Annotated in this window: 10 protein-coding genes and 1 pseudogene; 9 read left to right on the forward strand and 2 right to left on the reverse strand. The window is 61.6% G+C overall.

All coding sequences use genetic code 11. The features are described 5' to 3' along the window. Nucleotides 1–178 precede the first annotated feature (178 nt). Together AACY11_RS16125 and AACY11_RS16130 are read left to right on the forward strand one after the other, a co-directional pair. Nucleotides 179–1,291, forward strand: a complete 1,113-nt coding sequence (locus AACY11_RS16125) for a substrate-binding domain-containing protein (RefSeq protein ID WP_339432896.1) — start codon at nt 179–181, stop codon at nt 1,289–1,291. Between the two features lie 202 nt (nt 1,292–1,493). Then, nucleotides 1,494–13,994: a filamentous haemagglutinin family protein gene (locus AACY11_RS16130; RefSeq protein ID WP_339495269.1), complete on the forward strand. Its 12,501-nt coding sequence runs from the start codon at nt 1,494–1,496 to the stop codon at nt 13,992–13,994. 125 nt (nt 13,995–14,119) lie between these two features. On the opposite strand, the gene AACY11_RS16135 is transcribed toward AACY11_RS16130, so the two are convergent. Then, nucleotides 14,120–15,067: a SphA family protein gene (locus AACY11_RS16135; protein ID WP_339495271.1), complete on the reverse strand. Its 948-nt coding sequence runs from the start codon at nt 15,065–15,067 to the stop codon at nt 14,120–14,122. 211 nt (nt 15,068–15,278) lie between these two features. Between AACY11_RS16135 and AACY11_RS16140 the strand changes: the two genes are divergently transcribed. The 3 genes from AACY11_RS16140 (at nt 15,279) to AACY11_RS16150 (ending at nt 18,293) form a co-directional block, all read left to right on the forward strand. Further along, nucleotides 15,279–16,331, forward strand: a complete 1,053-nt coding sequence (locus AACY11_RS16140) for an AraC family transcriptional regulator (protein WP_339495273.1) — start codon at nt 15,279–15,281, stop codon at nt 16,329–16,331. A gap of 81 nt (nt 16,332–16,412) precedes the next feature. Continuing rightward, nucleotides 16,413–17,300 carry a Dyp-type peroxidase gene (locus AACY11_RS16145; RefSeq protein WP_339495275.1) on the forward strand — a complete coding sequence of 296 codons (888 nt, stop codon included), beginning with the start codon at nt 16,413–16,415 and terminating at the stop codon, nt 17,298–17,300. Nucleotides 17,301–17,324: 24 nt separating this feature from the next. Beyond that, complete coding sequence (locus tag AACY11_RS16150) at nt 17,325–18,293, forward strand: Gfo/Idh/MocA family protein (protein ID WP_339432903.1); 969 nt, start codon at nt 17,325–17,327, stop codon at nt 18,291–18,293. Between the two features lie 67 nt (nt 18,294–18,360). Here AACY11_RS16150 and AACY11_RS16155 read toward each other — a convergent pair. Beyond that, nucleotides 18,361–20,018, reverse strand: a pseudogene (locus tag AACY11_RS16155) (phosphoethanolamine transferase). A gap of 166 nt (nt 20,019–20,184) precedes the next feature. On the opposite strand from AACY11_RS16155, the gene lexA reads away from it, so the two are divergent. Genes lexA through AACY11_RS16175 form a run of 4 tightly spaced genes read left to right on the forward strand, consistent with a single transcriptional unit; the run spans nt 20,185 to nt 25,916 of the window. Then, nucleotides 20,185–20,802, forward strand: a complete 618-nt coding sequence (gene lexA / locus AACY11_RS16160) for a transcriptional repressor LexA (RefSeq protein ID WP_339495276.1) — start codon at nt 20,185–20,187, stop codon at nt 20,800–20,802. After that, complete coding sequence (gene imuA / locus AACY11_RS16165; RefSeq protein ID WP_221732761.1) at nt 20,802–21,419, forward strand: translesion DNA synthesis-associated protein ImuA; 618 nt, start codon at nt 20,802–20,804, stop codon at nt 21,417–21,419. The genes lexA and imuA overlap by 1 nt, the downstream gene beginning before the upstream one ends. A 7-nt stretch (nt 21,420–21,426) precedes the next feature. After that, nucleotides 21,427–22,842: a Y-family DNA polymerase gene (locus AACY11_RS16170; protein ID WP_339495278.1), complete on the forward strand. Its 1,416-nt coding sequence runs from the start codon at nt 21,427–21,429 to the stop codon at nt 22,840–22,842. Further along, nucleotides 22,818–25,916 carry an error-prone DNA polymerase gene (locus AACY11_RS16175; protein ID WP_339495280.1) on the forward strand — a complete coding sequence of 1,033 codons (3,099 nt, stop codon included), beginning with the start codon at nt 22,818–22,820 and terminating at the stop codon, nt 25,914–25,916. Before AACY11_RS16170 ends, AACY11_RS16175 begins: the two co-directional genes overlap by 25 nt. The last annotated feature ends 227 nt before the right edge of the window (nt 25,917–26,143 follow it).

Below are 26,143 nucleotides of genomic sequence, written 5' to 3' on the forward strand. Positions count from 1 at the left end.
CGCGCAAAAATCACCGCGCACCTCCCGAGGTTTTTTCCTTTATCTGTCACCGGAACCTGCGAATTTCTCAGTGCGACTTAACCCGGGCCAACGCCTGCGAGGGCCAGGTGAGTCTTTCAAGTGTCATGCAGCCCCCTGAAAACCTGTGTTCACACCCTAGTTGAAAAGGAGATTCTTCATGTTCAAGCGCACTCTGATCGCCGCTTCCCTGACCGTCGCCGCTCTGGCCTCCGCTCAAGCCATGGCCGTTACCGGTGGTGGCGCAACTCTGCCAGCCGCTCTGTACAAAGGTTCTGCCGACAGCATCCTGCCAGCCAACTTCAGTTACGCCGCCATCGGTAGCGGCGGTGGCAAGACGGCTTTCCTGACCAACAACCCAGCCGGTTTCGGCACCACCGGCACTGTGCACTTCGCCGGTAGCGACTCGATTCTCAGCGCTTCGGAAATCAACACCTACAACACCAACTTCGGTGCTTCGTACGGCCCGCTGATCCAACTGCCATCGGTTGCCACTTCGGTTGTCATTCCGTACAAAAAAGCCGGCCAGACTGCTCTGAACCTGACCAGTGCTCAGCTGTGCGATGCTTTCTCTGGCGCAAAAACCACTTGGGGCGCGCTGCTGGGTACTTCCGACTCCACCAAGATCCGCATTGTTTATCGCAACGTCTCCAGCGGCACTTCGGAAATCCTGACCCGCCACCTGACTTCGGTCTGCCCGGCTCAGTTCACCACCAGCACCACCTTCACCAACGCTCGTTTGCCAGCAGGTTCGACCCTGCCTTCGAACTGGGTCGGCGTCGCCAGCACTTCTGAAGTCGCCACTGCCGTGAACGCGGTTGACGGTTCCATCGGTTATGTCGGCCCGGACGGCGTTGATGCGACCAGCAACGCGGTCGTTGCTCGTGTGAACGGTGTTCAGCCGACTTCGGCTAACGTCAACCTGGCACTGGCCGCTGTTGCTGCTCCGTCTACCGCTACTCAGGCTGCCAACCCAGCCAACTGGTCGCCAGTGGTACCTAACCCTGCCGTGGGTTACAAACTGGCTGCCTACACCAACTTCATCTTCGGCCAGTGCTACAAGGATGCAGCGGTGGCCGCTGACGTCAAAGCCTTCCTGACCACTCACTACAGCAACCCGGGTAACAACACCGCGACTCAGGCTCACAAATTCGTCGCTGTGCCTAACGCCTGGAAAACCGCTGTAACCGCCAACTTCATCACCAACACGTCGGGCTACAACCTGGACATCAACAACGCCAGCGTCTGCAACGCTATCGGTCGTCCTTTGTAAGCTCAAGCTGGCGTAATCGAAATGGCGGCAACCTTCGGGTTGCCGCCATTTTTTTGCTCGAATACACCCCGAACATGAAGTTTGTGTGACATCCGTTCGGTCGTGACTCTCGCCAACGGCCTATGTCGTAACAGCAGGTTTTTGCACGCCTGCGGCCTTGCGTGGCAACCCAAGTGTGGCAATCAAAAAGGATCTCGTAGTGATGCTCGCTCGCCCATCCCGTCGTCGTACCAACGTTCCGTCCTTCAAGCGTGATGCCGTGGACCCGGCGCTGTGGCTGCTCAAGCCGTTGGCGCAAGCGGTGGCGTTGTGTCTGGTGGCGGGCAGCGCGCACGCGCAGACGGCCTTCAGTTCGAGCTGGTTCGCTGCCAAGGGCGCCGCGCAGCAAGCCGCGGCAGCGCGGCCGAGCGTCGGTGGTTTGCCGGGGATGACGCCGCCATTGGCTCAGCAACAGAGGGCCAATCAGCAGTTGCAGCGGTCGATCCAGACCTTGAACAACACCGTTGCCGCGATTGCAGCACAGCAAGCGGCGCAGGCGGCCGGGCGCGCAACGGCGCTGGGTTCGGTGCAGTTTGTCCCGGACGGTCTGGGCGAGGGCGGTTTGAAGGTCGATAACAGCCTTGCGCAAGGTTGGCAGAACGCCAAGGGGCCGCAACAGACCCTGGCCGACGGCAAGACCACGGTGAAGATCGAGCAGACCGCCGACAAGGCGATTCTCAACTGGGAAACTTTCAACGTCGGTCGTAACACCTCGGTCGAGTTCGCCCAACAAGCGAACTGGGCAGTGCTCAACCGCGTCAATGATCCGAACGCACACGCCAGCCAGATCCAGGGTCAGATCAAGGGTGACGGCACGGTGATGCTGATCAACCGCAACGGCATCGTCTTCAGTGGCAGCAGCCAGGTCAACGTGCGCAACCTGGTGGCGGCGGCAGCGAATATCACCGATATCCAGTTCCGTGATCGTGGCCTGTACTTCGACAGCACCGGCACAGCGCCGACCTTCACTGATGCCGCCGGCAAGGTGCTGGTGGAGCGCGGCGCCTCCATCGCGACGCATAAACCTGTGGCCTCCACCGATGCCGGGGGGTACGCGTTACTGCTCGGCAACGAAGTGCAGAACGACGGCAGCATTAGCACCATCAAGGGCCAGACGGTATTAGCGGCCGGTGACCGTTTCTACATCCGTAAAGGTTCGGGCACCGAAGGCAATGCGCTGTCCACCACCTTCGGTAACGAAGTCATTCCGGGCTTCAAGGCCGGGGCTGTGGCGGGCAAAGTCACTAACAATGGGTTGATTCAATCCGCCACCGGCGACATCACCCTGACCGGTCATGAAGTGGTGCAGAACGGCGTGTTGCTCGCCAGCACTTCAGTGGCGACACGCGGCACGATTCACCTGACGAACCCGATCACCGACACCGGCGGTAGCGTCACGCTGGGGCAGGGCAGTGCCACGGCGATCATGCTCGACAGCAGTGAACTCACGGCCCTCGACAGTCAGCGCGACGCGGCCCTGACCGCCGTCAGCGCCAACAACCGGATTCGTGGCGATCAGTCGCGCATCGAAATCCAGAGTGGCGCCAGCGTCGAGTTCCAGAACGGCTCGATCACCCTGGCCACTGGTGGTCAGGTTGCGGTCAATGCCCAGCGCCGCAGTCTGGTGCGTGACGGCGCGATGATCGATGTGTCCGGTGCTCTTGGCGTCAAAGTGGCGATGGAAAACAACAACATCAAGATCAATGTGCAGGGCAACGAGCAGCGCGATGCCTCGGTCAACCGTGAGAAAGGTGCGCTCAACAGCAATGACATCTGGGTCGATGTGCGCGAGCTGGTCTACGTGCCGGCCGGCACCAACGGCTATGCCACGGATCGTTGGTACACGGCGGGCGGTTTGCTTGAAGTCGGCGGCTACTTAGGCACTCAGGGCCACCGCGTTGGCGAGTGGATGGCGCAGGGCGGCACGGTGAGTTTTGCCGGCAACGATGTGGTCACTGAAAAGGGCTCGCTGATCAACCTGTCCGGCGGCACCCTGGATGTGCAGAGCGGGCAGATCCGCCAGAGCTGGTTGCGTGGCGCGGATGGGCGCTTGTATGAAGTTTCCCGTGCTCCGGGGGATCTGCTCTATACCGGGCTGTACAAAGGTTATGAAGACAACAGCGAGCGCTGGGGCCAGACGAGCTACTTCTACAATCCGCTGATTGCGCCGCGCGCACGTTTCGAGTCGGGGTACACCGTGGGGCGTGATGCCGGGCAACTGGTAATCGCCACCGCCAACGCCGTGCTCGAGGGGCAGATGATTGGCCAGGTGTATCAGGGCGAGCGGCAGAATCAGGCGCCGAAACCGTTGCTTGATGGCTACGAACAAAGCCAGACGGCGCTGGCACGTCGTGCGCAATTGATTGTCGGCAGTTATGACCCGGCGTATGTGGCGGCGGCGAGTGGATTGCTCTACACGCTCAATCCGTTGCTGGATCAGGTGCAGATTGGCGGCGAGCGTCCGGTGGCCGGCAGTGATCTGGATCTGGCCGGCGCGGTATCCGATTCGCGCAAGGGCAAGCTGTTTCTGGATAACGGTCAACTCAATGGTTTTCGCCTCGGCGCGCTCAAGGTTTCGGCCAAGGATCAAGTCACCGTGGATGGCGCGCTCGCGGTCGATGCCGGTGGCGACATCACCCTGTATGCCCCGGATGTGCAAATGGGCGCCGACCTGACGGCTCGCGGTGGCAGTGTGCGGCTGGGTAACGTGCTCAATCAGTTCAACGGCTCGACAACCACCGACACGCAACTCACGGCGAAACCCGGCAACGCGGCACAGGTAGTGGTTGCCGAAGGCGTGCGACTGGATACTCGCGGTGTGTGGAGCAACCTGCGCACCAATCCGGATGATGGCGCGAGCCTGGCGTATCTCAACGGGGGGCTGGTGTCGATTCGCAGCAGTGGCGATATCGATATCGACGCCGGCAGTCTGCTCGATGTGTCTTCTGGCGGCGCGCTGCTCGCCAACGGCAAGACCCGGGGCGGCAAGGGCGGTGATTTGACGCTGGAATCCAGCGCCATTAGCGCACCGGGCCAATCGCATTTGAACCTTGCTGGCGAAGTGCGTGGCTACGGTGTGACGGGCGGCGGCACCCTGACCGTGCAGGCTAACAAGCTACTCATCGGGCAGGCTGACAAGGTGCTGGCCGACAACACCCTGCAGTTGTCCGCCGACCTGTTCAACAAGGGCTTCAGCGCTTACAACCTGATCGGTCTGAGCGGGCTCGACGTTGCCGAAGACACGGCGATTGACGTGAGCATGCCGGTGTACCGCTTTGCCGAAGCCGCGCCGGATCAGGTCAGCGGTGTTGATCCGCAATCGGCACTGGAACTGTGGACGCCAATGCTCTTCCAGGAAAACCCGATCAAGGGAGTGCTGACCCAACGTGCCGGAGCCAGCCTGACATTGCAGGGCGGGGCCAGTCTGGTCGGTCTGATCGACGCGGCCAACAGTGCGTTGACGCTTGGCCGTGGTTCGCGCATCAGCGTCGATCCGGGGCAGAGCATCAAGCTGCGCGGTGCCGGGCAGATCACGGTTGAAGGTGAGCTCAATGCCTGGGGCGGCACGGTTGATATCCGCCAGCAACAGTTCGGCTCGATCAAACCGGATACGTCGATTCAATTGGCCGATCCGACTGCGCATAACCGTTCTATCTGGATCGGCGAGCAGGCGGTGCTGGATGTCGCTGGACGCGCCAACACCGCGCTCGATGCCTTGGGTCGAACCTACGGGCAGGTCGGCAAGGGTGGCAGCATCATCATCGGCGGTGAAATCGATTCGAAACGCGCGACTGCCACGGCTGCCGACGCCTACGTGATTGTGCGTCCGGGCGCGCGGCTTGATGCCTCTGGCACCGAGGCGATTCTGGATGTCGCCGGTCAGGGGCCAACCCGCGTTGCGACAGATGGCGGTCACATCAGCCTGGGTTCCTACAACGGCCTGTTCATTGATGGTCACTTGCGTGCGGCGGCGGGCGGTGTCGGCGCTGCCGGCGGTCGTCTGGACATCGCCCTTGAGACGCCTCTTTACGCTGACTCGGCAAGCAATGCGGTGCGGGCGCCGAGGGAGATCATCATCGGCCAAGGCGCGGGTGAGGAATTGCTGGCCGTCAATCTGCGACCGGGCCAGGGCGCCGAAGGCTTGCGCTATGGCCAGGCTCGTCTGAGTGCCGACGGCTTGATGGCGGGCGGTTTCGATAACCTGGGCCTGTTGAGCAACGGCCTGCTGTCGTTTGACGGCGACGTCAATCTGCACATGAACCAGAGCCTCAATCTGTACGCCGCAGCGTTGTCGCTGGCCGAAACGTCCAGGGAAACGACACGTGTCGACTTGAGCGCTCCGTACTTGCGTTTGTCCGGTGTGGGCAGCTACTTCGCGGGCGTCAACAGGATCCGGCCGCGGTTGACCAATAACCCGACGGCTCAACTGTCGGACGCGACATTCAATGCGTCGGCAGACTTGCTGGACGTGGGTAATGGCCTTTCCGTCGGCACGCAGGGTTCGATTCTGCAACTCAATGCCCCGGCTGTTGAGTACAGCCGCCGGGCGTTCGGTGTGGTGTCACTTGACAGCCGCGGCGACCTGCGTTTCCTCGCGCCAAACGATGGTGCCGAGAAAACCCGGCTGTGGACGCCGGGTGACTTGAATCTTGGTGCTGCGCAGATCTATCCGGGCACTGGCGTCCAGGCTGAAGTGCGGGTCGGTTATCAGGGCGCCGTTGCGGTATCCGACCACACCCTGCGCATCAGCGGCCACGGCGCGGCGCCCGCTGAGGTGCCGTACTCGGTTTTCGGCAATCTGAGCTTTTCCGCTGCGTACATCGAGCAGGGCGGTGTTGTGCGGGCACCGTTGGGCAAGATTGTCCTGGGCGACGATTTGCTGACTACCAGCCACGAGGTACGCCTGCTTTCTGGCAGTACAACGTCGGTGAGCGGTGCCGGTCTGGTCATGCCCTACGGCGGCACTACCGACGGCATCGATTATCTCTACAACGGCAAATCCGTGGTGTTGAACGGCATCACTGGCGAAAAAAACGGTGTGGCAATCGGTGGGCAATACGTTGATGTGCAGAGCGGTGCCCTGATTGATCTGTCCGGTGGTGGCGATCTTCGCGGCGCTGGTTTCATCTCCGGGCGCGGCGGTTCTACCGATGCGCGTTTCAATCCGCTGGTGCGCAATGCCACCGACGGCACTTTCAGCTTGCCGGGGCTGACGAGCAACCCGGTCTATGCCATCGTTCCGGGCAATCAGAGCCGCTATGCGCCAGTGCTGGCGGAAGCGGGCGCGGTCGATCCGCGCGTGGGCCAGCAAATCACCATTGGCGCCGGTGTCCCGGGGTTGGCGGCGGGAACTTACACGCTGTTGCCATCCACCTTTGCCTTGTTGCCGGGGGCGTTCCGGGTCGAAGTCAACGGTCAGGCAACACCGACTGCGACGACGGCGGCGCTGCAACTGCGCAATGGTTCGTGGACCAGCAGCGGGCAGATGTCGATTGCCAATACCGGCCTGCGCGACAGCCTGGCCAGTCAGGTCATCCTGACGTCGGCGGACGTGCTGCGCCGTTACTCGCAGTACAACGAAACCGGGCTTACCCCATTCATCCGCAATGATGCCGCCAGGCGCGGGCTGCCCCGTGCATTGGCGCCTATGGACGGCAAGACCCTGGATCTGCGTTTGAGTACCGGTGGTCAGCAAGACATTGCTTTGCAGTTCAACGGGCGCGCGCTGTTCAACCCCGCCGAGGGTGGGTTGACCGGGACGGCGGTGGTGCGCGGTGGTTATGCCGGCAGTGACCTGGAAATCCTCGGAACCGGGCAGGCGCCGACCGCGCATGTCGCTGGTGTGTCGTTGTATGCCGACACGCTGAATAACCTCAACGCCGGGCGTTTGACCCTCGGTGCAATGCCGGACGTTGTGTACAACACGTCAGGCAATATCATCAGCTTCCTCGGCACCACCGCCAATATCGTGTTGCGTGAGGGGGCCGTCCTTTCTGCGCCGGAAGTCTTGCTGCGCACCACCTTGACCACTGGCGGTATTACGGTCGAGGCGGGTGCCGGGATCAACACGCTCGGTCGCGGCAACGTACCTTACGATTCAACGGCGGGCTTCATATATCAGCCGGGGGCATCAAGCCTGTTGCTCGTGTCGAACGGCTGGACCCACGTGCTGGCGCCACAAGCGGGCTCAAATCTGAGTGGTGCCGGCAGTATCCGAATTGGCACCTGTGCGGCTGATTCATGCAGTAATCCGGCGCTGCTTTATTCGAACGGCAGCATCACCGCTGCCACGGATAACCAGTTTGAGCTCGGTGAAACCGTGCGCTTCGGCACGCGTCATCTGGCGTTGTCGGTCGGTTCGGTGAATGCCGGCAGTGCCGAGGCGCTGGCGGCGGCAGGCAATCGCGTACCGGCAGGTTTGACCCTCAACCAGAATGTGCTTGATCGACTGTTGCGCGGCGATACCCAATTTGGCGCTCCGGCACTGGAAACCTTGAGCCTGACTACCCGCGATGCTTTCAATTTCTACGGCAGTGTAAGCCTCGATACGCTTGATCCGCAGACCGGCCAAAGCAAACTGCAGAACCTGGTGCTCATCACTCCGGCGATCTACGGTCTGGGCGATGCCAACGATGTGGCGACCATCCGCACCGCCAACCTGGTCTGGAACGGCGCCACCCAAACACCCGGCAGCGTCATCACTGGCGGCGCCGGCACGGGCAGCGGCACGCTGGATATCCAGGCGCAACGCATCGAACTGGGTTACGGCCCGATGCCACAGCCCAGCGGCCTGGATCAGAACAATCGTCTGGCGCTGGGTTTTGCCAACGTCAACCTGACGGCCAGCGAACGCATCACCGCCAACCACAAGGGCAGTCTGGCGGTGTATCAGGAGCAGGGCGCTTACGACCCGGTCAAGGGCTACAGCTACAGCGGCGGCAATCTGAACCTGCGCACGCCGCTGCTCACCGGTGAAGCAGCATCGGTCAGTTTGCTCAAGGCCGGCAACAGCCTGACGCTCAGCAGTGGCGGGGCTTATGGGGGGGCGGATGCCTTGGGTGCGGAACTCAACCTTGAGGCTCGCAACATCGTTCTCGATAGCCGTATCGCCTTGGCCAGCGGCAAACTGACCGTGAAGTCCGAAGATGATTTAAGCCTTGGCAACGCCGCCGTGCTGGATCTGACCGGGCGTACCTTGCCGTTCAACGATGTCAGCAAGTACAGCTGGGGCGGTGACATATCGCTGTACAGCGCCAACGGCAATATTCGTCAGGCGGCGGGCTCGCGAATCGATCTGTCGGCGAAGAACAATCAGGCCGGTAATCTCAGCGTCGTCGCGTTGGCCGAGGCGGCCGGTATGGTCGATCTGCAAGGCGAGATCCTTGGTGGCAGCAGCGGTTACTACGACGCCGGGGGCACGTTGGTGCCGTACAAGGCCGGCGGCGTTGACATTCGCGCGCAGCGTCTGGGGGGGGATGCCACTGAACAGTTCGCCGCGCTCAACCAGCGTTTGAATGCCGGGCAGGTCTTCGGCAGCCGTAGCTTGCAGCTCAAGCAAGGCAACCTGCTCATCGGCGACGGCCTCAAGGCTGGCGAGGTCAATGTCTCGGTGGACAATGGCAGTCTGACGGTGGCCGGTCTGATCGACGCCAGCGGCGAGCGTGTCGGCAGTATTCGTCTGTCGGCGAAAAACGCTCTGACCCTGACCGGCAACAGCGTGCTCGATGCCCATGGTCGTGTGCTGCGGGTCGACAGCTACGGCAAGATCATCGATGCGCCGAACCGGGCGACGGTCGAGCTCAATTCCGGTGATGGTCTGCTCACCCTGGCTTCTGGCGCGCGGATCGATCTGCGTCACGGCACTGATGCGGTACCTGGCATTCTCGCGGGGCAAAACGATGGAATGCTGCGTGGCACGCTGGAGCTGAACGCGCCGCGGCTGGGCAGCAATGACATCGCCATTGATGCCAGTGGTGCGTTGACCATTCAGGGCGCACGTTCCATCGGTCTCAATGGCGTGCGTCGCTACACCGATGCTCGCGATGGCACCGATCAGGCCGTCACTGGCCGCCCGTATCAAGTGATCGATCAGGCCATGCTCGATCGCATTCACGGTGACAGCAACAACTTCATCAACGCCGCTCTGGGCAACAATGATCTGTTGCAACGCAAACTCGCCGGGCTGAACAACGCCACCTATGCCGATGCGTTCCATCTGCGCCCGGGCGTAGAGATTGCCAGCAAGACTGCCGACGGCGACCTGGTGGTGGAGGGTGATCTGGACTTGTCTGGCTATCGCTACGCGAGCCTCAATCCGCACACGCGACTGGACCCGTCGGTTTACGGCTCGGGTGAGGCCGGCAGTCTGGTCATCCGCGCCGGCGGCAATCTCGATATTTACGGCAGCATCAACGACGGCTTTGCGCCGCCACCGCAAACCCAGGATGACGCCGGTTGGAAGCTGATCACCGGTGTGCAGCCGTTCGGTGGCGATCTTATCGTGCCGGGCACTGGCGTTTCACTGGCCGAAGGCACGCAGTTTCCGGTGGGGGCCGTGCTTAATTACGACGTGATGATTCAAGGCGCGGTATTGGCCAGCGGCACCTTGCTGCCGACTCAAGCGGTATTGGCCCAGGCCTATACCTTTGGCGCTGGCACCGTGCTGGCGGCGGCGATTCATGACGGCAATGGCAATCTGTTGTTTGCCGCCGGCACCTTGCTCTCCGAGAGTGTGACGTTGCCGGCGTCAACGCGCCTGGGGGCGGGGATTCGCCTGAACGACGCCACGTCGCTGCAAGCGATGACCTGGCCAAAAGGCGTGCCGCTGCCGGCCGTATACGATGTGGATGTGGGAACCGTTTCCGGGGTGAAATTGAGCGGTTCACTGGCATTGCTGCGCGGGTCACTCATCCCGTCCATGACGGACGTGAAGTTGGCTGATGGGACAACGATTATCGAATTGCGGTCGTTCAACGGCACCCAGCAGGGCAAGAACTGGGCGGTGGCGAGCATGCTGCCTGCAGGCACTGCCTCGTGGTCGATGCGTGTGGTGGCCGGCGCTGATCTTGACGCGGCGGATAATCGCACGGTCCAGCCGTTGACCAGCGGAGGTCATCTGCGGCTGGCGGACACTCACTATGGTGCGACGATTACGCAGGGCGTAGCGAAACTGGTCTGGGCTGTAGACAATCAGTATGGCTTCCCGCCCTACGAACCCATCCCCGACGAGTATCTGATTCTTTGTGAAATCGGCCCAAGCGATTGTGCGCCGATGGCGCGTTGGGTCTGGGCGCCGGGTAGCGGCATGGGCGCTGATTACGAGCCGGTTCCTGATGATTATCTGATCCTCTGCGAACTGCAGCCGGACCTGTGTCTGGAAAACAACCCGCAAAAATCCGCCAAGGTGCACACCCAGATGTTCAGCGTGCTGCGAACCGGCACGGGCGATCTCGACTTGATGGCGGCCGGCAATCTGAGTATGGATTCGCCTTTCGGCGTGTACACCGCAGGGACGCAGTCGGCCAATGTCGACCCGCTCTACAACCAGATGCGCGGGCACCTGTCCGATACAAACTCGGTTTTAGGCAGCACGGGAGCCGATTACGAAAAATGGGTCAACGGCGGCACTGACAGCCTCTATCAGGCCTGGTATCCGCAACTGGGCGGTAACCTCAGCATCAATGCCGGTGGCTCGATCTCCGGCGATTCGGTGGGGCGTAAAGAGCAGAAGTCGGGCGGTACTCGTGAGCAGATAGCCAGTGTTGCCGTTGGCAACTGGCTGTGGCGTCAAGGCACGGGGAATGCCGATGTTCCAACGGCCTGGTGGATCAATTTCGGCAGCTACATCACTCAACCGATACCCGACAGCAATATGAGTACCGAGCCGTACCTGGTGGGTTTCACCGGCTTTGGTACGTTGGGTGGCGGCAACATCAGTCTGCGCGCCGGGGCCGATGCGGGCATGTTGAAGCCGCTGGGAGACGCGACGAGTTACCTGCGCAGCCAGGGGCTCAACGTTGCAGTCGGCAGCACCGGCAGGGTCGGCAGCGATGGCCGCGTGCAAATGACGGGTGGCGGTGACATGGATATCCGCATTGGCGGCCAGCTCAACCCGTCACTGCAGGCCCGGGCTGGCGATACCGGCGGGGCGCGGCCGTTTCACGACCTGCAAGGTGCGTTGGTCAACCTGCGCGGCGCGGTGCAATTGACTGGCGGCGCCTTGGGCGGTATCGATCTGCAGTACGGCGCCGCGTCACGTTCGCATGACATCAGGGAAACCCGCGCGCTTGACCCGTTTACATCAACTACAAGCACAGCCTCTGGTGGTCTGGTATTGATCCCCGGTGACTCGGGGATGAGCCTCAGCACCCGTGGCGATCTGGTGCTGGGCGGAGCAAGCGACCCGGGACGCGTCAGCCTGCAGAACGCTACCCCGGTCTTCGACGCCAATGGTGACATCCAGAGAGGCGGGATCCTCAGTGGGTTTTCATTGTGGACCGAGCACACCGCCATCGACTTGTTTTCGGCCGGGGGAAACCTTACGCCTTCTACCCAAATGGCAGAGTTTAATGAGTTCAACAACTTCAGTTTACCGCTGGGGCGAAACACATCGCCTACAGACGGTCGATTCGTCTATCCGTCGATTTTGCGCGCAGTGGCGGGTCAGGGATCGATTTATGCCGGGCCTTCAGCATCGGTAAAAAGGAACGATTTCCCGCTGTCCGCCTACTCATTGCTCTTGGCGCCGTCGACAGCTGGCCAGCTGGAAATGCTGGCGGGCGATTCCATCTACGCCGGCGGCTATGCGATCAATCAGTCCGGAGCGAGTCCAGCGTCCATTGCCACGCCGTTCAATCCGGCGTTCAACCGCTTTGACAACAACGCGCAAGTCAGCCCCGTCGCCACCAATTACAGCAGTGACGGCGTCGCATCGGACGGCAACTTGCGTTATCCGTTGTTCGCATTTGGCCCCAACACGTATTCGGGTCTCAGCGGAGTGCAGGGGCCCGCACGCTTCTATGCATTAACTGGCGATCTGGTGGGCGTACGCAACGGCGAAACTCTGAATTTCACTACGTCCAAACGTACTTGGTATGAGGCGGCGGGGCCGGTGTGGATGATTGCCGGTCGCGACATCGTGGCGTCCGGGACCAATCTGGGCCAGCCCACTCAAGTCCAGTCGGATGAAATGGGTGTCGGGCGAGAGCTCATCACCTCCGCTGGCAACCTGTTCATCCACAATAATCCGCGAGACGTTTCACGGGTTTCGGCAGGTCGCGACATCCTCTATAGCAGTTTCGATATCGCCGGGCCGGGTGTTCTGGATATCAACGCCGGACGCAACATTCTCATGGAAAACCGTGCCAGCATCACCAGCCTCGGGTCGTTGGTGGCGGGGGATAATCGTGCGGGTGCCAGTGTGGTGCTGCAGGCCGGCGCGGGGGCGCAAGGCCCGGATTATGCGCAGTTCATCGCGCGCTATCTGAGCCGGCAGAATCTCGCCAATCCGGAAAGGTCCCTTACCGGGCAACCGGGCAAAGTGGTCAAGACCTACCTTGACGAACTGCAGAGCTGGCTGACCCTCGGCTACGGCTTCAGTGGCAACGCCGAACAGGCGCAAGCGTTCTACGCCGCGCTGCCAAGTGCCCAGCAGGCGATTTTCGCGCGGCAGGTGTACTTCGCCGAACTGCGTGCCGGCGGCCTGGAGTACAACGATGTCGACGGCCCGCGTCAGGGCAGTTATTTGCGCGGTCGCAACGCCATCGCGGCGCTGTTCCCGACTACCGACGTGGCCGGCAATCCGATCCGTTACGACGGCGACATCACGATGTATGGCGGAGCAGGGGTCAAGACCCTGTTCGGCGGCGACATTCAGATGCTCACCCCGGGCGGTGGTCAGGTGTTCGGCATCGAAGGCGCGGTGCCGCCATCGACGGCGGGGATCATCACTCAGGGTTCGGGCAATATTCAGCTGTACTCGCAGGGCAGCATTTTGCTCGGCCAGAGCCGGATCATGACCACGTTCGGCGGGTCGATCCTCGGCTGGTCGGCCGAGGGCGACATCAACGCCGGTCGTGGTTCGAAAACCACCGTGGTCTACACGCCGCCAAAACGCATTTACGACACCTGGGGCAACGTGAGCCTGTCGCCATCGGTACCGAGTACCGGCGCCGGTATCGCCACGCTCAACCCGATTGCCGAAGTGGTGCCGGGCGATATCGACCTGACCGCGCCGCTGGGCACCATCGATGCGGGCGAGGCGGGGATTCGGGTGTCGGGCAACGTCAACATCGCTGCGCTGACGGTGGTCAACGCCGCCAACATTTCGGTTCAGGGCAAGGCGACGGGGGTGCCGGTGGTATCGGCGGTGAATACCGGGGCGATCACTTCGGCCAGCTCCGCCGCATCATCTGCCACGCAAGCGGCAGAAGACGTCGCCCGTCAGCAGCAGGCAGCGTCGCGGCAGAACCAGGCCTCGGTGTTCACCGTGCAGGTGCTGAGCTTCGGCAACGAACAGCTCGCGCCGTCGCGCGATGGCGCCAGCCGCGCGTCGACGCCGGGTTACAACCCGAACAGTCCGGTGCAGGTGCTGGGCGCCGGGGCGCTGGATGAACAGGCGAAGCAGCAGTTGACCGAGGAGGAACGTGGGCAACTGACGTTGTAAAAGACTCTCGTGCAGTACGTTTGGGCGGCCGGTGGGTCGCCCTTTTTTTAACAAACATTCACCAACGCGCTGAAATCCCTGTGGGAGCGAGCAGGCTCCCACACTGGATTGGATTGGGATGGGTTTCAGAAAGCGTAAGGAATGCTGATTTTTGCCCAGAGCATTTCCCCCTTCGGCCGGTTCTCCACGTCAAATTCCTTGGCCCAGCGAATCTCCGCACTGGCGTACTTGAGAAAGGTGAAGTGCAGTGCCGGCCCGATTGCGAACACCTTGCCGCGCACGCCGTCATCCACATCCTGCCCGGCGAACTGCACGGTGCGGCCGAACTGTTTGTCGTCTGTGGTCTGCTTGAGGTAGTAGCCGTTGATGCCGAGCATCAGGTCGTCGGTAATCTTGTAGCTGGCCGAATAATCGAAGTGAAAGATCTGCCCGGATTTGTAGTCGGTGTCCTTGTTCTTCTCGTTGAAACTGTAGCTGGTCTTCATCGAGACTTCGGTGTTGTCGGTCGGCAGCCAGGTGAAGGAGAACATGGGTTTGTAGGTGTAGAAATTGTTGCTGGTGTTGGCCAGCCGGTCGACGCTGTATTCACCGGTGGGCACAGTGATTTCCAGGGCGGCGCCGAGGGTCAGATGCTTGCCCATGTCCCACAGAATGATCGGTGCGATGGTGGTATCGCCCATGCCTTCACGGGTGTCGCTCAAGCCGAACACCGAGACTTCCTGCTTCAACCACGGCTGGGCGATGTAACCGGCCAGGCGCCCGCCGAACACGCGCACCGGGCTTAAATAATCGAGACGCGGAATCACCGCAGTGGATTCGATTTCGACATTCTGCACTTTGCCGCCCAGTGAACTGATGTTGAGTCGGGTCGACTTGTAATGGTTGTAGTAGAGGTTGAACGCGACCATGTTCTGCGCAAGGCTGTCGACCTCCAGCGGCAGCATGAAGAAGCCATCGGTGCCCGGGCCGATGTTGTCGACGCCGGCTTCGGTGGCGAGCGCCGGCAGGGTCGCGGTGCAGCCCAGCAATGTCAGGGCCAGGCGCAAGGGGGATGTCGCGCGGTTCGGGTACATATCCGTCCTCATTATTATTGTGTTTGGGCGAAACGCCGGCACGCAGGACGCCCGGCACTCTAGAAATAAGCGCTTGGAGCCTGACGGGGCAGGGTATTGGCGGACACGTAGGGGGGCTTCTGCGGACAGTTGATAAACGCTGTGCTAACTTTCTTCGACATAACCGGTAACAAAAATAACAATCAAGCGTAATCCGGAATGTCAGCCGCTCATGAACGTAAAAGTCCAAGACCCGACCTTCGAACTGGCGCTGGTGTCGCCGTTCCTCCTGCAAACCCTGGCTGAAGTCGCGCAAATCAACGGCGTCGAGCCCGAGAGCCTGTGCCGTGGTCTGGGTTTTACTCTCGAAGACCTGCAGGATCCGGCGCAACGGATTTCCTATCGCCAGGCTGTGGCAATGATTCAGCGTGCGCTCAAAGTGCTGCCCAATCAGGGGCTCGGCCTGTGGGTCGGGGCGCAGAACGTGCTTGGCACGCTCGGTTTGCTCGGACATGTGCTATCGCTGTGCAGAACCTTGCGTGATGCGTTTTCCGTAGGGATTCGCCATCAGCACACCTCCGGCGCGATTGTGGTGTCCAGCGTCGATGTGGTGGGTGACCGAGTGCATCTCGATGCCGAATGTCGCTTGCCGTTCGCCGATGTGCAGATGTTTGCGGTCGAGGAGTTTTTCGCCAGCCTCCTGGTGTACGGTCGGGCGTTGGCCGGGGCGGATTTCAAGCCGATCGCCGTGCAATTTGTCCATGCCGCGCCAGGCTACCTGAGCGAGTACCACCGCCTGCTTGGGCCGGACGTGCGCTTTGGTTGCCTGCACAACCGTATGCTGATCGATGTGCAATGGCTGGACGTCAAGCTGCCCAATCATCATGCGCTGGCGTTGCGTCAGGCGGTGGCCTTGCTGGAGCTTGAAGCCGCGCAGGTGCATCAGAAGCTCGATCTGATTCAGGCCGTGGAGCGGGCGATAGCTCGGGATCTTGCTTGTGGCACTCATATCGAGAAGATTGCCCGCGACCTGAACATGAGCAGCCGCACCTTGCGCCGGCGTTTGACCGAGCATTCGCTGACGTTTGAAGCTTTACAGGAGCAAGTGCGGCAGGCGCGCACCCTGAGTCTGCTGGCCAATCCGGATATGTCTATCGAGCGCATCACCGAAGAGGCCGGTTATAGCGATGTGCGCAGCTTTCGCCGGGCGTTCAAACGCTGGACAGGGATGAGCCCGAGTGCGTGGCGTATTGAGAACGGCCCTTCGTCTCTGAGACAAGACTAGGGTGAGGGTTTTGCGGCATCTGAACCCACACAAATCCTCTGGCCAGGGGTAAACTCCCGCGCACTTTCCCAAGGAGTTCACATGAGTTACTACCAACCGGGCATTCTCGCCACCCCTGTTCCTGCGCAAGCACGTCATCTGTTCTTCGCCCTTGAGTCGGTTGCAGCACTGCCGCAGGCGATCGACAACCTGATGAATCTGGTGGATGGCAAGTCGGTGGTGGTCGGTTTCGGTGAATCCCTGACCAGGGCCCTCAACGTAGAAATCGACGGCCTGCGCAGTTTCCCGGCCATGACCGGCGTCGGCGTGGAAAACCCGTCGACCCAGCACGCGCTGTGGGTCTGGCTGCACGGTGTCGACCGTGGTGAACTGCTCAATCGTTGCAATGCTTTTGACGCCGCTCTGGCGCCGGCCTTGTGTCTGGTAGAGGCCCAGGAAGCCTTCCGCCACAAGGAAGGTCATGACCTGACGGGCTACGAAGACGGTACTGAAAACCCGCACGATGAAGCGGCTATTGCCGCTGCGTTGCTAGCAGAGGGCGCTGAAGGTCTGGTTGGTGGCAGCTTCGCGGCGATCCAGCAGTGGCAGCATGACCTCAAGGGTTTTCACACATTGTCCGCCGAAGACAAGGACAACATCATGGGCCGTCGCTTGAGCGACAACGAAGAAATCGACGACGCACCCATTTCCGCCCACGTCAAACGCACGGCGCAGGAAAGCTTCGCCCCTGAGGCGTTTGTCGTGCGTCGCTCGATGCCGTGGATCGAGGGTCATCGCGCCGGTTTGATGTTCCTCGCGTTCGGTTTTTCGCTGGATGCCTTCGAAGCGCAACTGCGCCGCATGAGCGGTCTGGAAGATGGCATCACCGATGGTCTGTATCGCATCAGCCGGCCGATCACCGGCGGCTACTACTGGTGCCCGCCGCTCAAGGACGGGCGCCTCGATCTGCGTGCCTTGCGTATCGGCTGATCGTCAAGACACAGGGAGGCAACAATGGACGTGGTGCGTTGGGGCATGATCGGTTGTGGCAGCGTCGCCGAGCGCAAGAGCGGGCCGGCCTTTTACAAGGCTCCCGGTTCGGCGCTGGTGGCGGTGATGGGACGACGTCTTGAGGCGGTGAGCGATTACGCCGCGCGCCACGGCATCGAACGGGTCTACACCGATGTCGATGCGCTGATCAACGATCCCGAGGTGGACGCGGTGTACATCGCCACGCCTCCCGACAGTCACCACGCCTACAGCCTGAAAGTCGCTGCCGCCGGTAAACATGGCTGCGTGGAAAAACCCATGTCGCTCAATGCCGGGCAAAGCCGTGAGATGCAGCAGGCGTTTGCCGACGCCGGGTTGCACCTGTTCGTTTCCTACTATCGGCGTTCGTTGCCGCGCTTTGCGCAAGTGCGGCAATGGCTGGAGCAGGGGCGTATCGGCGCGGTGCGGCACCTGAGCTGGACACTGACCAAAGCGCCGTCCTCCGCAGACCTGGATGGGCGTCACAACTGGCGTACGGATCCGGCGGTCGCCGGTGGCGGTTACTTCGCCGATCTGGCCAGCCATGGCATTGACCTGTTCCAGTATTTGCTCGGCGACATCATTGATGTCGCTGGTTTCACCGCGCATCAGGCCGGGTTGTACGCGGCGGAAGATGCGGTCAGCGCCAGTTGGCGCTTCGCCAGCGGAGCGTTGGGCATGGGGTGCTGGAGCTTTGTTGCCGATCGGCGCGAGGATCGGGTCGAGATCATCGGCAGCCAGGGGCGAATCAGCTTTTCGGTGTTTGATGAACATCCCGTTCAATTGCATACCGATCAAACCGTCAGCCTGGACATCCCCCATCACGAACACATCCAATGGCACCACGTCTTGGGCATGAACGCCCACATTCGCGGTGATTCGCAACACCCGGCGATGGCCGAACAGGCCCTGAAAACCGACTGGGTCATGGACCAGATCCTCAAGCGTCAATGACCTCTCAAGCGACACACCATCCCCTGTAGGAGCAAGCCCGCTCCCACAAGGGGGGTGTGGGGGCGGGTTATTGTGCGGCGGTCATGGACGGGCGGCAGCCGTGGAAAATATCCAGCCCCGGCTGATACAGCGAGGTCTTCACCCCGAACAACCCCAGCACCGAATGAAACAGGTTGTCATGGCTCAGATCCGCCTGGCCGGTCTTGCCTTGCAGGCAGCCCCGGTCGATGCCTTCGCTGGCCAAGGTGTTGTTGCCAAACCACATCACCATCGGCACATGGGTCTGTGCCTCGGGTGCCAGTGCATAAGGCGCTGCATGCAGATACAACCCGTTTTCCCCCAACGATTCCCCGTGATCAGAGACGTAAACCATCGATGTATCCAGTGCATCCTGATTGCGCTTGAGCAACTCGATCACCTTGGCCAGGAAATGGTCGGTGTAGAGGATGGTGTTGTCGTAGACGTTCACCAGCTCATCACGGCTGCAACTGCCCAATTGGTTGGTGTGGCAGATTGGTTTGAAACGCTCCATGTCCTTCGGATAGCGCTCGTAGTATTCCGGGCCATGGCTGCCATCGGCATGCAGAACAATGATCGCGTGGCCCTTGAGGCTGTCGATGTAGCTTTGCAGATCGGCTAACAAGGCTTCGTCGAGGCAGTTGTTGCCGTCACAGAACGGTCCCGGCTGGTTCTTCGAAATATCGCGATGCGGTACGCGCAGGCAGGTGCCTTTGCAGTCGCTGTTGTTGTCCAGCCACAGCACTTGCACGCCGGCGCGCTGGAGGATGTCCAGCAGGCCTTCGTAGGTTTTGCCTTTCTTGTCGCTGTAATCCTCGCGGGGGAACATCGAGAACATGCACGGCACCGACACCGCTGTCGACGTGCCGCAGGAATGCACCTGGGTGAAGTTGAGGATGTCCAGTTTGCTCAGCTCTGGATTGGTCTCACGCTCATAACCGTTCAACGAAAAGTGATCGGCGCGGGCGGTTTCACCGACCACGAACACCATCAGCGATTTCTTCTCGCGGCTGGCAGCCTTGGCGCTCATCACTGCGTCTTCGCCGACAGCCTGCACCACGAAGTGCTTTTTGATGCCCAGGCGTTGCTTGGTGTATTTGCTGATCGCGTAGATGTAGTTGGTCGGGTTGATGAAGTGGGTGAGTTTGTCTTCTTCGCGAAAGATCGGCGCGTAGGTCGAATAGAACGTGCCCACCGAGGCCGCGATCACCAGCACGCAGGCGATGATCACCAGAATCTTGTTCAGCAGGCCGCGAAAGAACGGTCGATAGCTCACCGGCCAACGCCAGATCAGCGCCGCCGGCAGTACGCCGAGCACTAGCACATAGGCCATCAGCTTGCCGCTCAACAGCGCGGTGGCTTCACCGGGGTTGGTTTCGAACACGTTCTGGATCATCACCGTGTCGATGGTGATCCCGTATTCGTTCATGAAATACGCGGCGCAAGCCGAGAGCAGGGCGACCACGGTCAGCACCGGTTTCAGCGTCCAGCGGAACGACACCAGGGTCAGCAGCAGAGTGATTGCGGACCATAAAAACAGCCCGAAAGAGGCGAAAAATGCCAGTTTGTACGCGCCTTGCAGGGTGATCAGTGTGCCCAGCGCCTTCCAGGTCGCCAGGTTGTACAACGCCACCAGCGCCAGGGAAACAGCAACACCAGTCGCGTAGAAGTGATGGACGGTGAACGCAGTCCGTTGCCCAAAGCCATGTCAAACCTTCCTCTACATGAATAGAAAACACACGCAGTAACGTGTGTAACTGTAGAAGAACATTAGTAAAAAAATCGTAAACATCCTGTCACATGTTTCACATTTTTCTGTCGCGACACCCACCTGACTGATGGTGCTTGTCAGGAAAATCCTACAGGAGTACAAATGTACTCCATGGCCAATCTGACTCCCCGCCGCACCGCCATCCTGACCTTTATCCGCGAACGCATCGCCGAACACGGTCAGCCCCCAAGCCTCGCTGAAATCAGCGAGGCTTTTGGTTTTGCCTCCCGTAGCGTGGCGCGCAAGCATGTGCTGGCGCTCACCGAAGCCGGGTTTATCGAGGTCAACCCGCATCAGGCCCGGGGCATTCGCTTGCTCGGGCAACCGGCGCGCCCGGAGTGGCTCGATATCCCGGTGCTTGGTCGTGTGGCCGCCGGTGCGCCGATTGGCGCCGATGCCGAGATTCATAGCCGCTTGATGCTCGACCCGGCGCTGTTCTCTCGCACACCGGATTACATGCTGCGGGTGCAGGGCGACTCAATGATCGAAGACGGCATTCTCGACGGTGATCTGGTCGGCGTGCGACGCCATCCCGAGGCGCTGAATGGCCAGATCGTCGTGGCGCGCCTCGACGGTGAAGTCACCATCAAACGCTTCGAACGTGTCGGCGATGGGGTGCGGTTGTTGCCGCGCAACCCGGCGTACCGGCCGATTGTCGTGGGCGATGATCAGGATCTGGCCATCGAAGGGGTGTTCTGCGGTCTGGTGAGGCAAGGCTGATGGGCGCCGTCATTGCGCTGGATACGCTGTTCAATGGCGGCCAGGTCTGGAAGGGCCGGCCTGCGCCACCGGCCGCCAGTCCGCAACCCACCGGGCATGCGGCACTGGATGCGGCGCTGCCCAGCGGTGGCTGGCCGGAAGCCGCGTTGAGCGAAATCCTGTTGGCCGGCCCCGGTGTCGGCGAACTGCAACTGGTCTGGCCGACATTGGCGCGGCTATCGGCGGCAGGTGAACGCATCGTGCTGGTTGCACCGCCCTTCGTGCCGTACCCCCAGGCGTGGGAAAACGCCGGGGTCGATCTTCGCCAGTTGTCGGTCATTCAGGCCAGTGAGCGCGATGCCTTGTGGGCGGCGGAGCAATGCCTGCGCTCAGGCAGTTGTGGTGCGGTGCTGTGCTGGCCGCACAAGGCGGATGACCGCGCGTTGCGGCGTTTGCAGGTAGCGGCGGAAACGGGCCAGACCCTGGCATTTGCGTGGCGGCCGTTGAGCGAAGCGATCAACCCTTCGCCCGCTGCCTTACGGATTGCCATCGACGCCAAACCCGCGCAATTACGTATCCTCAAGTGCCGTGGCGGACTGGCGCGCCCGGCACCGATTGCTTTTGCCGTGGGGCACTGAGGCCGTCATGCGCTGGGTGTGTATTGTGTTTGCGCAATTGGCGTTGGACGCGGTGCTGCGTCAGCGTCCCGATCCCGACGAGCCATTGGTGCTGCTCAGCGGTCCGGCCCAGCGCCGGGTGCTGCAAGCGGTCAACCCGGCGGCGCGCCAACTCGGGCTGCGGCCCGGTCAGTCAATGACCGCCGCGCAAGCCTTGAGCAAGGGCTTTGCCACGGCGGATTATGATGTTGCCGACGTCGAGCACTGGCAGCAGTTTCTGGCCGCATGGGCCTACCGTTTCAGTGCGCAAGTCAGCGTGCATTACCCGCGTACTGTGGTGTTCGAGATCGAGTCGAGCCTGGGCCTGTTCGGGTCCTGGGCGCAGTTCGAGGCGCGGTTGCGCAAGGAACTGACGGACCTGGGTTTTCGTCACCGTATCGTCGCCGCGCCAAACCCGGTGGCGGCGCGGGTGTTGGCCAATGCTTATGACGGCCTGGTGGTACCGGACGACGAAGCCTTGCAGCATCACCTTGGGCAATTGCCCGTCGATCGCATTGGCTTGGAGCCGGCTGTAGCCACGGCGTTGTCGCGTATGGGCCTGCGCAACCTCAGTCAGGTGCAAAGCTTGCCGCGTCAGGCGCTGGCCCGGCGTTTCGAGGCGCAAATGCTCAAGCACCTCGACACCTTGTCCGGCGCACGTCCACTCGCGCTGGCGTTCTACCTGCCACCGGACCGTTTCGATGTACGTATTGAACTCAATTTCGACGTGCAATCCCATCAGGCGCTGCTGTTCCCGTTACGACGTCTGACCGCTGACCTGTCGGCATTCCTTTGTGGACGCGACAGCGGCGTGCAGCGGTTCGATTTGCATCTTGAACACGCCGGGTTGCCGGACACAGTGATCAAAGTCGGCTTGCTCGGCGCCGAGCGCGATCCGGCGATGCTCTTCGAACTGGCCCGTGGGCGACTGGAACAAGTGCAGGTCGAAGCGCCGGTACGCGGTTTTCGTTTGCGCGTCGAAGATCTGCCGAGTTTTGTGCCGCAATGTCAGGAACTGTTCGACGACCGCCCACAGCAGACCTTGCCCTGGGAGCAATTGCGCGAACGTCTGCGCGCACGACTGGGCGATGATGCGGTGCAAGGGCTGCGCTTTCAGGCCGATCACCGGCCCGAATGCGCCTGGCAGAACGGCGTCGACAAACAACGCTGTGCAGGTTTGCCCAGTGTCTATCGTCCGGGCTGGTTGCTGGGCGAACCGCAGAGCGTGCCGCAAGGTTCGGCGCGGATTCTCATGGGCCCGGAGCGTATCGAGTCAGGCTGGTGGGACGGTGACGATGTGCGCCGCGACTATTACCTGATCCAGAACCGCGCCGGTCAGCAAGGCTGGGCTTATCGAACCGTGGGCGAGGGTGGGCCGTTGTGGCTGCAAGGCTGGTTTGCATGAGCGATGGTTATGCCGAATTGCACTGCCTGTCGAACTTCAGTTTCCAGCGTGGTGCGTCCAGTGCGCTGGAACTGTTCCAGCGGGCGAAACAACACGGCTATCAGGCACTGGCGATCACCGACGAATGCACGCTGGCCGCAATTGTGCGTGCCTGGCAAGCGGCGAAACCCGTTGAACTGCCGCTGATCATCGGCAGTGAAGTGCGCATCGACAACGGCCCGAAACTGGTCCTGCTGGTGGAGAACCTCGAGGGTTATCAGGCGTTGTGCGGTTTGATCACCCGTGCCCGGCGGCGCACGCAGAAAGGCCAGTACCAGGTGCTGCGCGAGGATTTCAGCCAAGCGCTGCCCGGGTTGCTGGTGTTGTGGGTGCCGGACTCGGTGGATGACAGGGAAGAGGGTCGCTGGTTGAAGCAAACCTTCGGCGAGCGGCTGTGGCTGGCGGTGCAGTTGCACCGCGGGCAGGACGATCAGCGGCGGCTGGCGGCGTTGTCGAGTCTGGCCGCTGAGCTGGGAATCATGCCGGTGGCCAGCGGCGATGTACACATGCACGCCCGTGGCCGGCGCGCCTTGCAGGACACCATGACCGCGATCCGTCATCACGTTCCGGTGGCTGAGGCCGGTTTACGCCTGCACCCCAATGGCGAGCGGCATTTGCGCAGCGTCGAGGTGCTGCGCGAGGTCTACCCGCCGGCCTTGCTGCAGGCCTCGGTGAGCCTGGCCCGACGCTGCACTTTCGACCTGGGCCAGTTGCGTTATCAATACCCCAAGGAACTGGTGCCTGAGGGGTATAGCGCCAGTACCTGGTTGCGTCACCTGACCGAAGAGGGCATCGCCTGGCGCTGGCCGAAAGGGCCACAGCCCAAAGTGCTCAAGCAGATCGACGATGAGCTGGAACTGATCGCCGAACTCGGCTACGAAAGCTACTTCCTCACTGTGCACGACGTGGTGCGCTTCGCCCGCGAGCAAAAGATTCTTTGTCAGGGCCGTGGTTCGGCGGCCAATTCGGCGGTGTGCTTTGCCCTGGGCATTACGGAAATCGACCCGGATCGCACCACGCTGCTGTTCGAACGCTTCATGTCCAGGGAGCGCAACGAGCCGCCGGACATCGACGTCGACTTCGAGCACGAACGCCGTGAAGAAGTCCTGCAATACGTGTTCCGCCGCTACGGCCGACATCGTGCGGCACTGACGGCGGTGGTCAGCACCTATCACGCCGCCGGCGCGGTGCGCGATGTGGCCAAGGCCTTGGGCCTGCCGCCGGATCAGATAAACGCACTGGCCGATTGCTGCGGCCACTGGAGCGATGAAACGCCGCCGCTGGCGCGTTTGCTCGAAGGCGGGTTCGACCCTGACAGCCCGGTGTTGCGCCGGGTGCTGAGCCTGACCGGGCAACTGATCGGTTTCCCCCGGCATCTGTCGCAGCACCCCGGCGGTTTCGTGATTTCCGAACAGCCCCTGGACAGTCTGGTGCCGGTGGAGAACGCGGCGATGGCCGACCGTACGATCATTCAGTGGGACAAGGACGATCTCGACGCGGTCGGGCTGCTCAAGGTCGATATCCTCGCCCTCGGTATGCTCAGTGCGATCCGCCGCTGTTTCGATTTGCTGCGCCGTCATCGCCATCTGGATCTGAGCCTGGCGACGATTCCGCCCGAGGACAAACCCACCTACGACATGATCAGCCGCGCCGACACCATCGGCGTGTTCCAGATCGAGTCCCGGGCGCAGATGTCGATGCTGCCACGCCTGAAACCGGCGAAGTTCTACGATCTGGTGATTGAAGTGGCTATCGTCCGGCCGGGGCCGATTCAGGGTGGAATGGTGCATCCGTACCTGCGCCGCCGAAACAAGGAAGAGGAGGAGACCTACCCGTCGCCGGAACTGGAAGTGGTGCTCAAACGCACCCTTGGCGTACCGCTGTTTCAGGAGCAGGTGATGCAGATCGCCATTGTCGCCGCCGATTACAGCCCCGGTGAAGCCGATCAGTTGCGCCGCTCCATGGCCGCGTGGAAGCGTCATGGTGGGCTGGAGCCACACAAGGAAAGACTCGCCGCCGGCATGAAGAAAAACGGTTACACGCCGGAATTCGCCGCGCAGATTTTCGAGCAGATCAAAGGTTTCGGCAGTTACGGCTTTCCTGAGTCCCACGCTGCCAGTTTCGCCTTGTTGACGTATGCCAGTTGCTGGCTCAAGTGCCACGAACCGGCGGCGTTCGCTTGTGCGCTGATCAACAGTTGGCCGATGGGCTTCTACAGCCCGGACCAGATTCTCCAGGACGCCCGTCGGCATCAGTTGCAGATCCGTGCGGTGGATGTGCGTGCCAGTGACTGGGATTGCAGCCTGGAACCCATCACTGGCGCACAACCGGCGATTCGCATGGGCCTGCGCATGATCAAGGGGTTTCGCGAGGACGATGCCCGGCGCATCGAAGCCGCAAGAGTGCGTGGGGCGTTCGCCGATGTTGCCGATCTGGGGGAACGGGCCGGGCTCGACAGTCGAGCGCAAGCCTTGCTGGCCGATTCCGGGGCGTTGCGCGGCTTGGCCGGTCATCGGCATCGGGCGCGCTGGGAAGTGGCCGGGGTGCAGAAGCAACTCGGGCTGTTCGCCGGGCTACCGAGTCAGGAAGAGCCCGGCGTGGTGCTGCCCAAACCCAGCGTCGGCGAGGATCTGCACGCCGATTACACGACCGTTGGCACCACATTGGGGCCGCATCCGCTGGCGTTGTTACGAGGCGAGCTGAAGGCGCGGCGTTGCCGCAGTTCGCAGGAGTTGCTCGAAATCGAACACGGGCGCCCGGTCAGCGTTGCCGGGTTGGTGACCGGACGCCAACGACCAGGCACCGCCAGCGGCGTGACGTTTGTGACCCTGGAAGACGAGTTCGGCAACGTCAACGTGGTGGTTTGGCGCGATCTGGCCGAGCGTCAACGCCAGGTACTGGTCGGCTCGCAATTGCTCAAGGTTGATGGCCGCTGGGAGCGCGAGGGCGAAGTGCGCCACCTGATCGCCGGCCGCCTGAGCGACCTGAGCCCGTTGCTCAACGGCATCCGCGTGCAGAGCCGCGACTTCCACTAAACCCCTGATCAACACAAACCCTTTGGGAGCGAGCTTGCACGCGAAAGCAATCTGCCAGCCAGAGAGTATTCATCGGGTACTCCATATACGCGAGCAAGCACGCTTGTATGGTAGGACTTGAAGGGAGGAGGAGGGACAAGGCTCGATTCTGACTGTTAGCGCAGTACAGACCGTGGGAGATTTCACCCTCCTCCTTTCACCCAAGCGCCGATAAAGAATGCATCTGG

This window comes from Pseudomonas sp. RA_105y_Pfl2_P56, assembly GCF_963970845.1.
GTDB classification, from domain to species: domain Bacteria; phylum Pseudomonadota; class Gammaproteobacteria; order Pseudomonadales; family Pseudomonadaceae; genus Aquipseudomonas; species Aquipseudomonas baetica_A.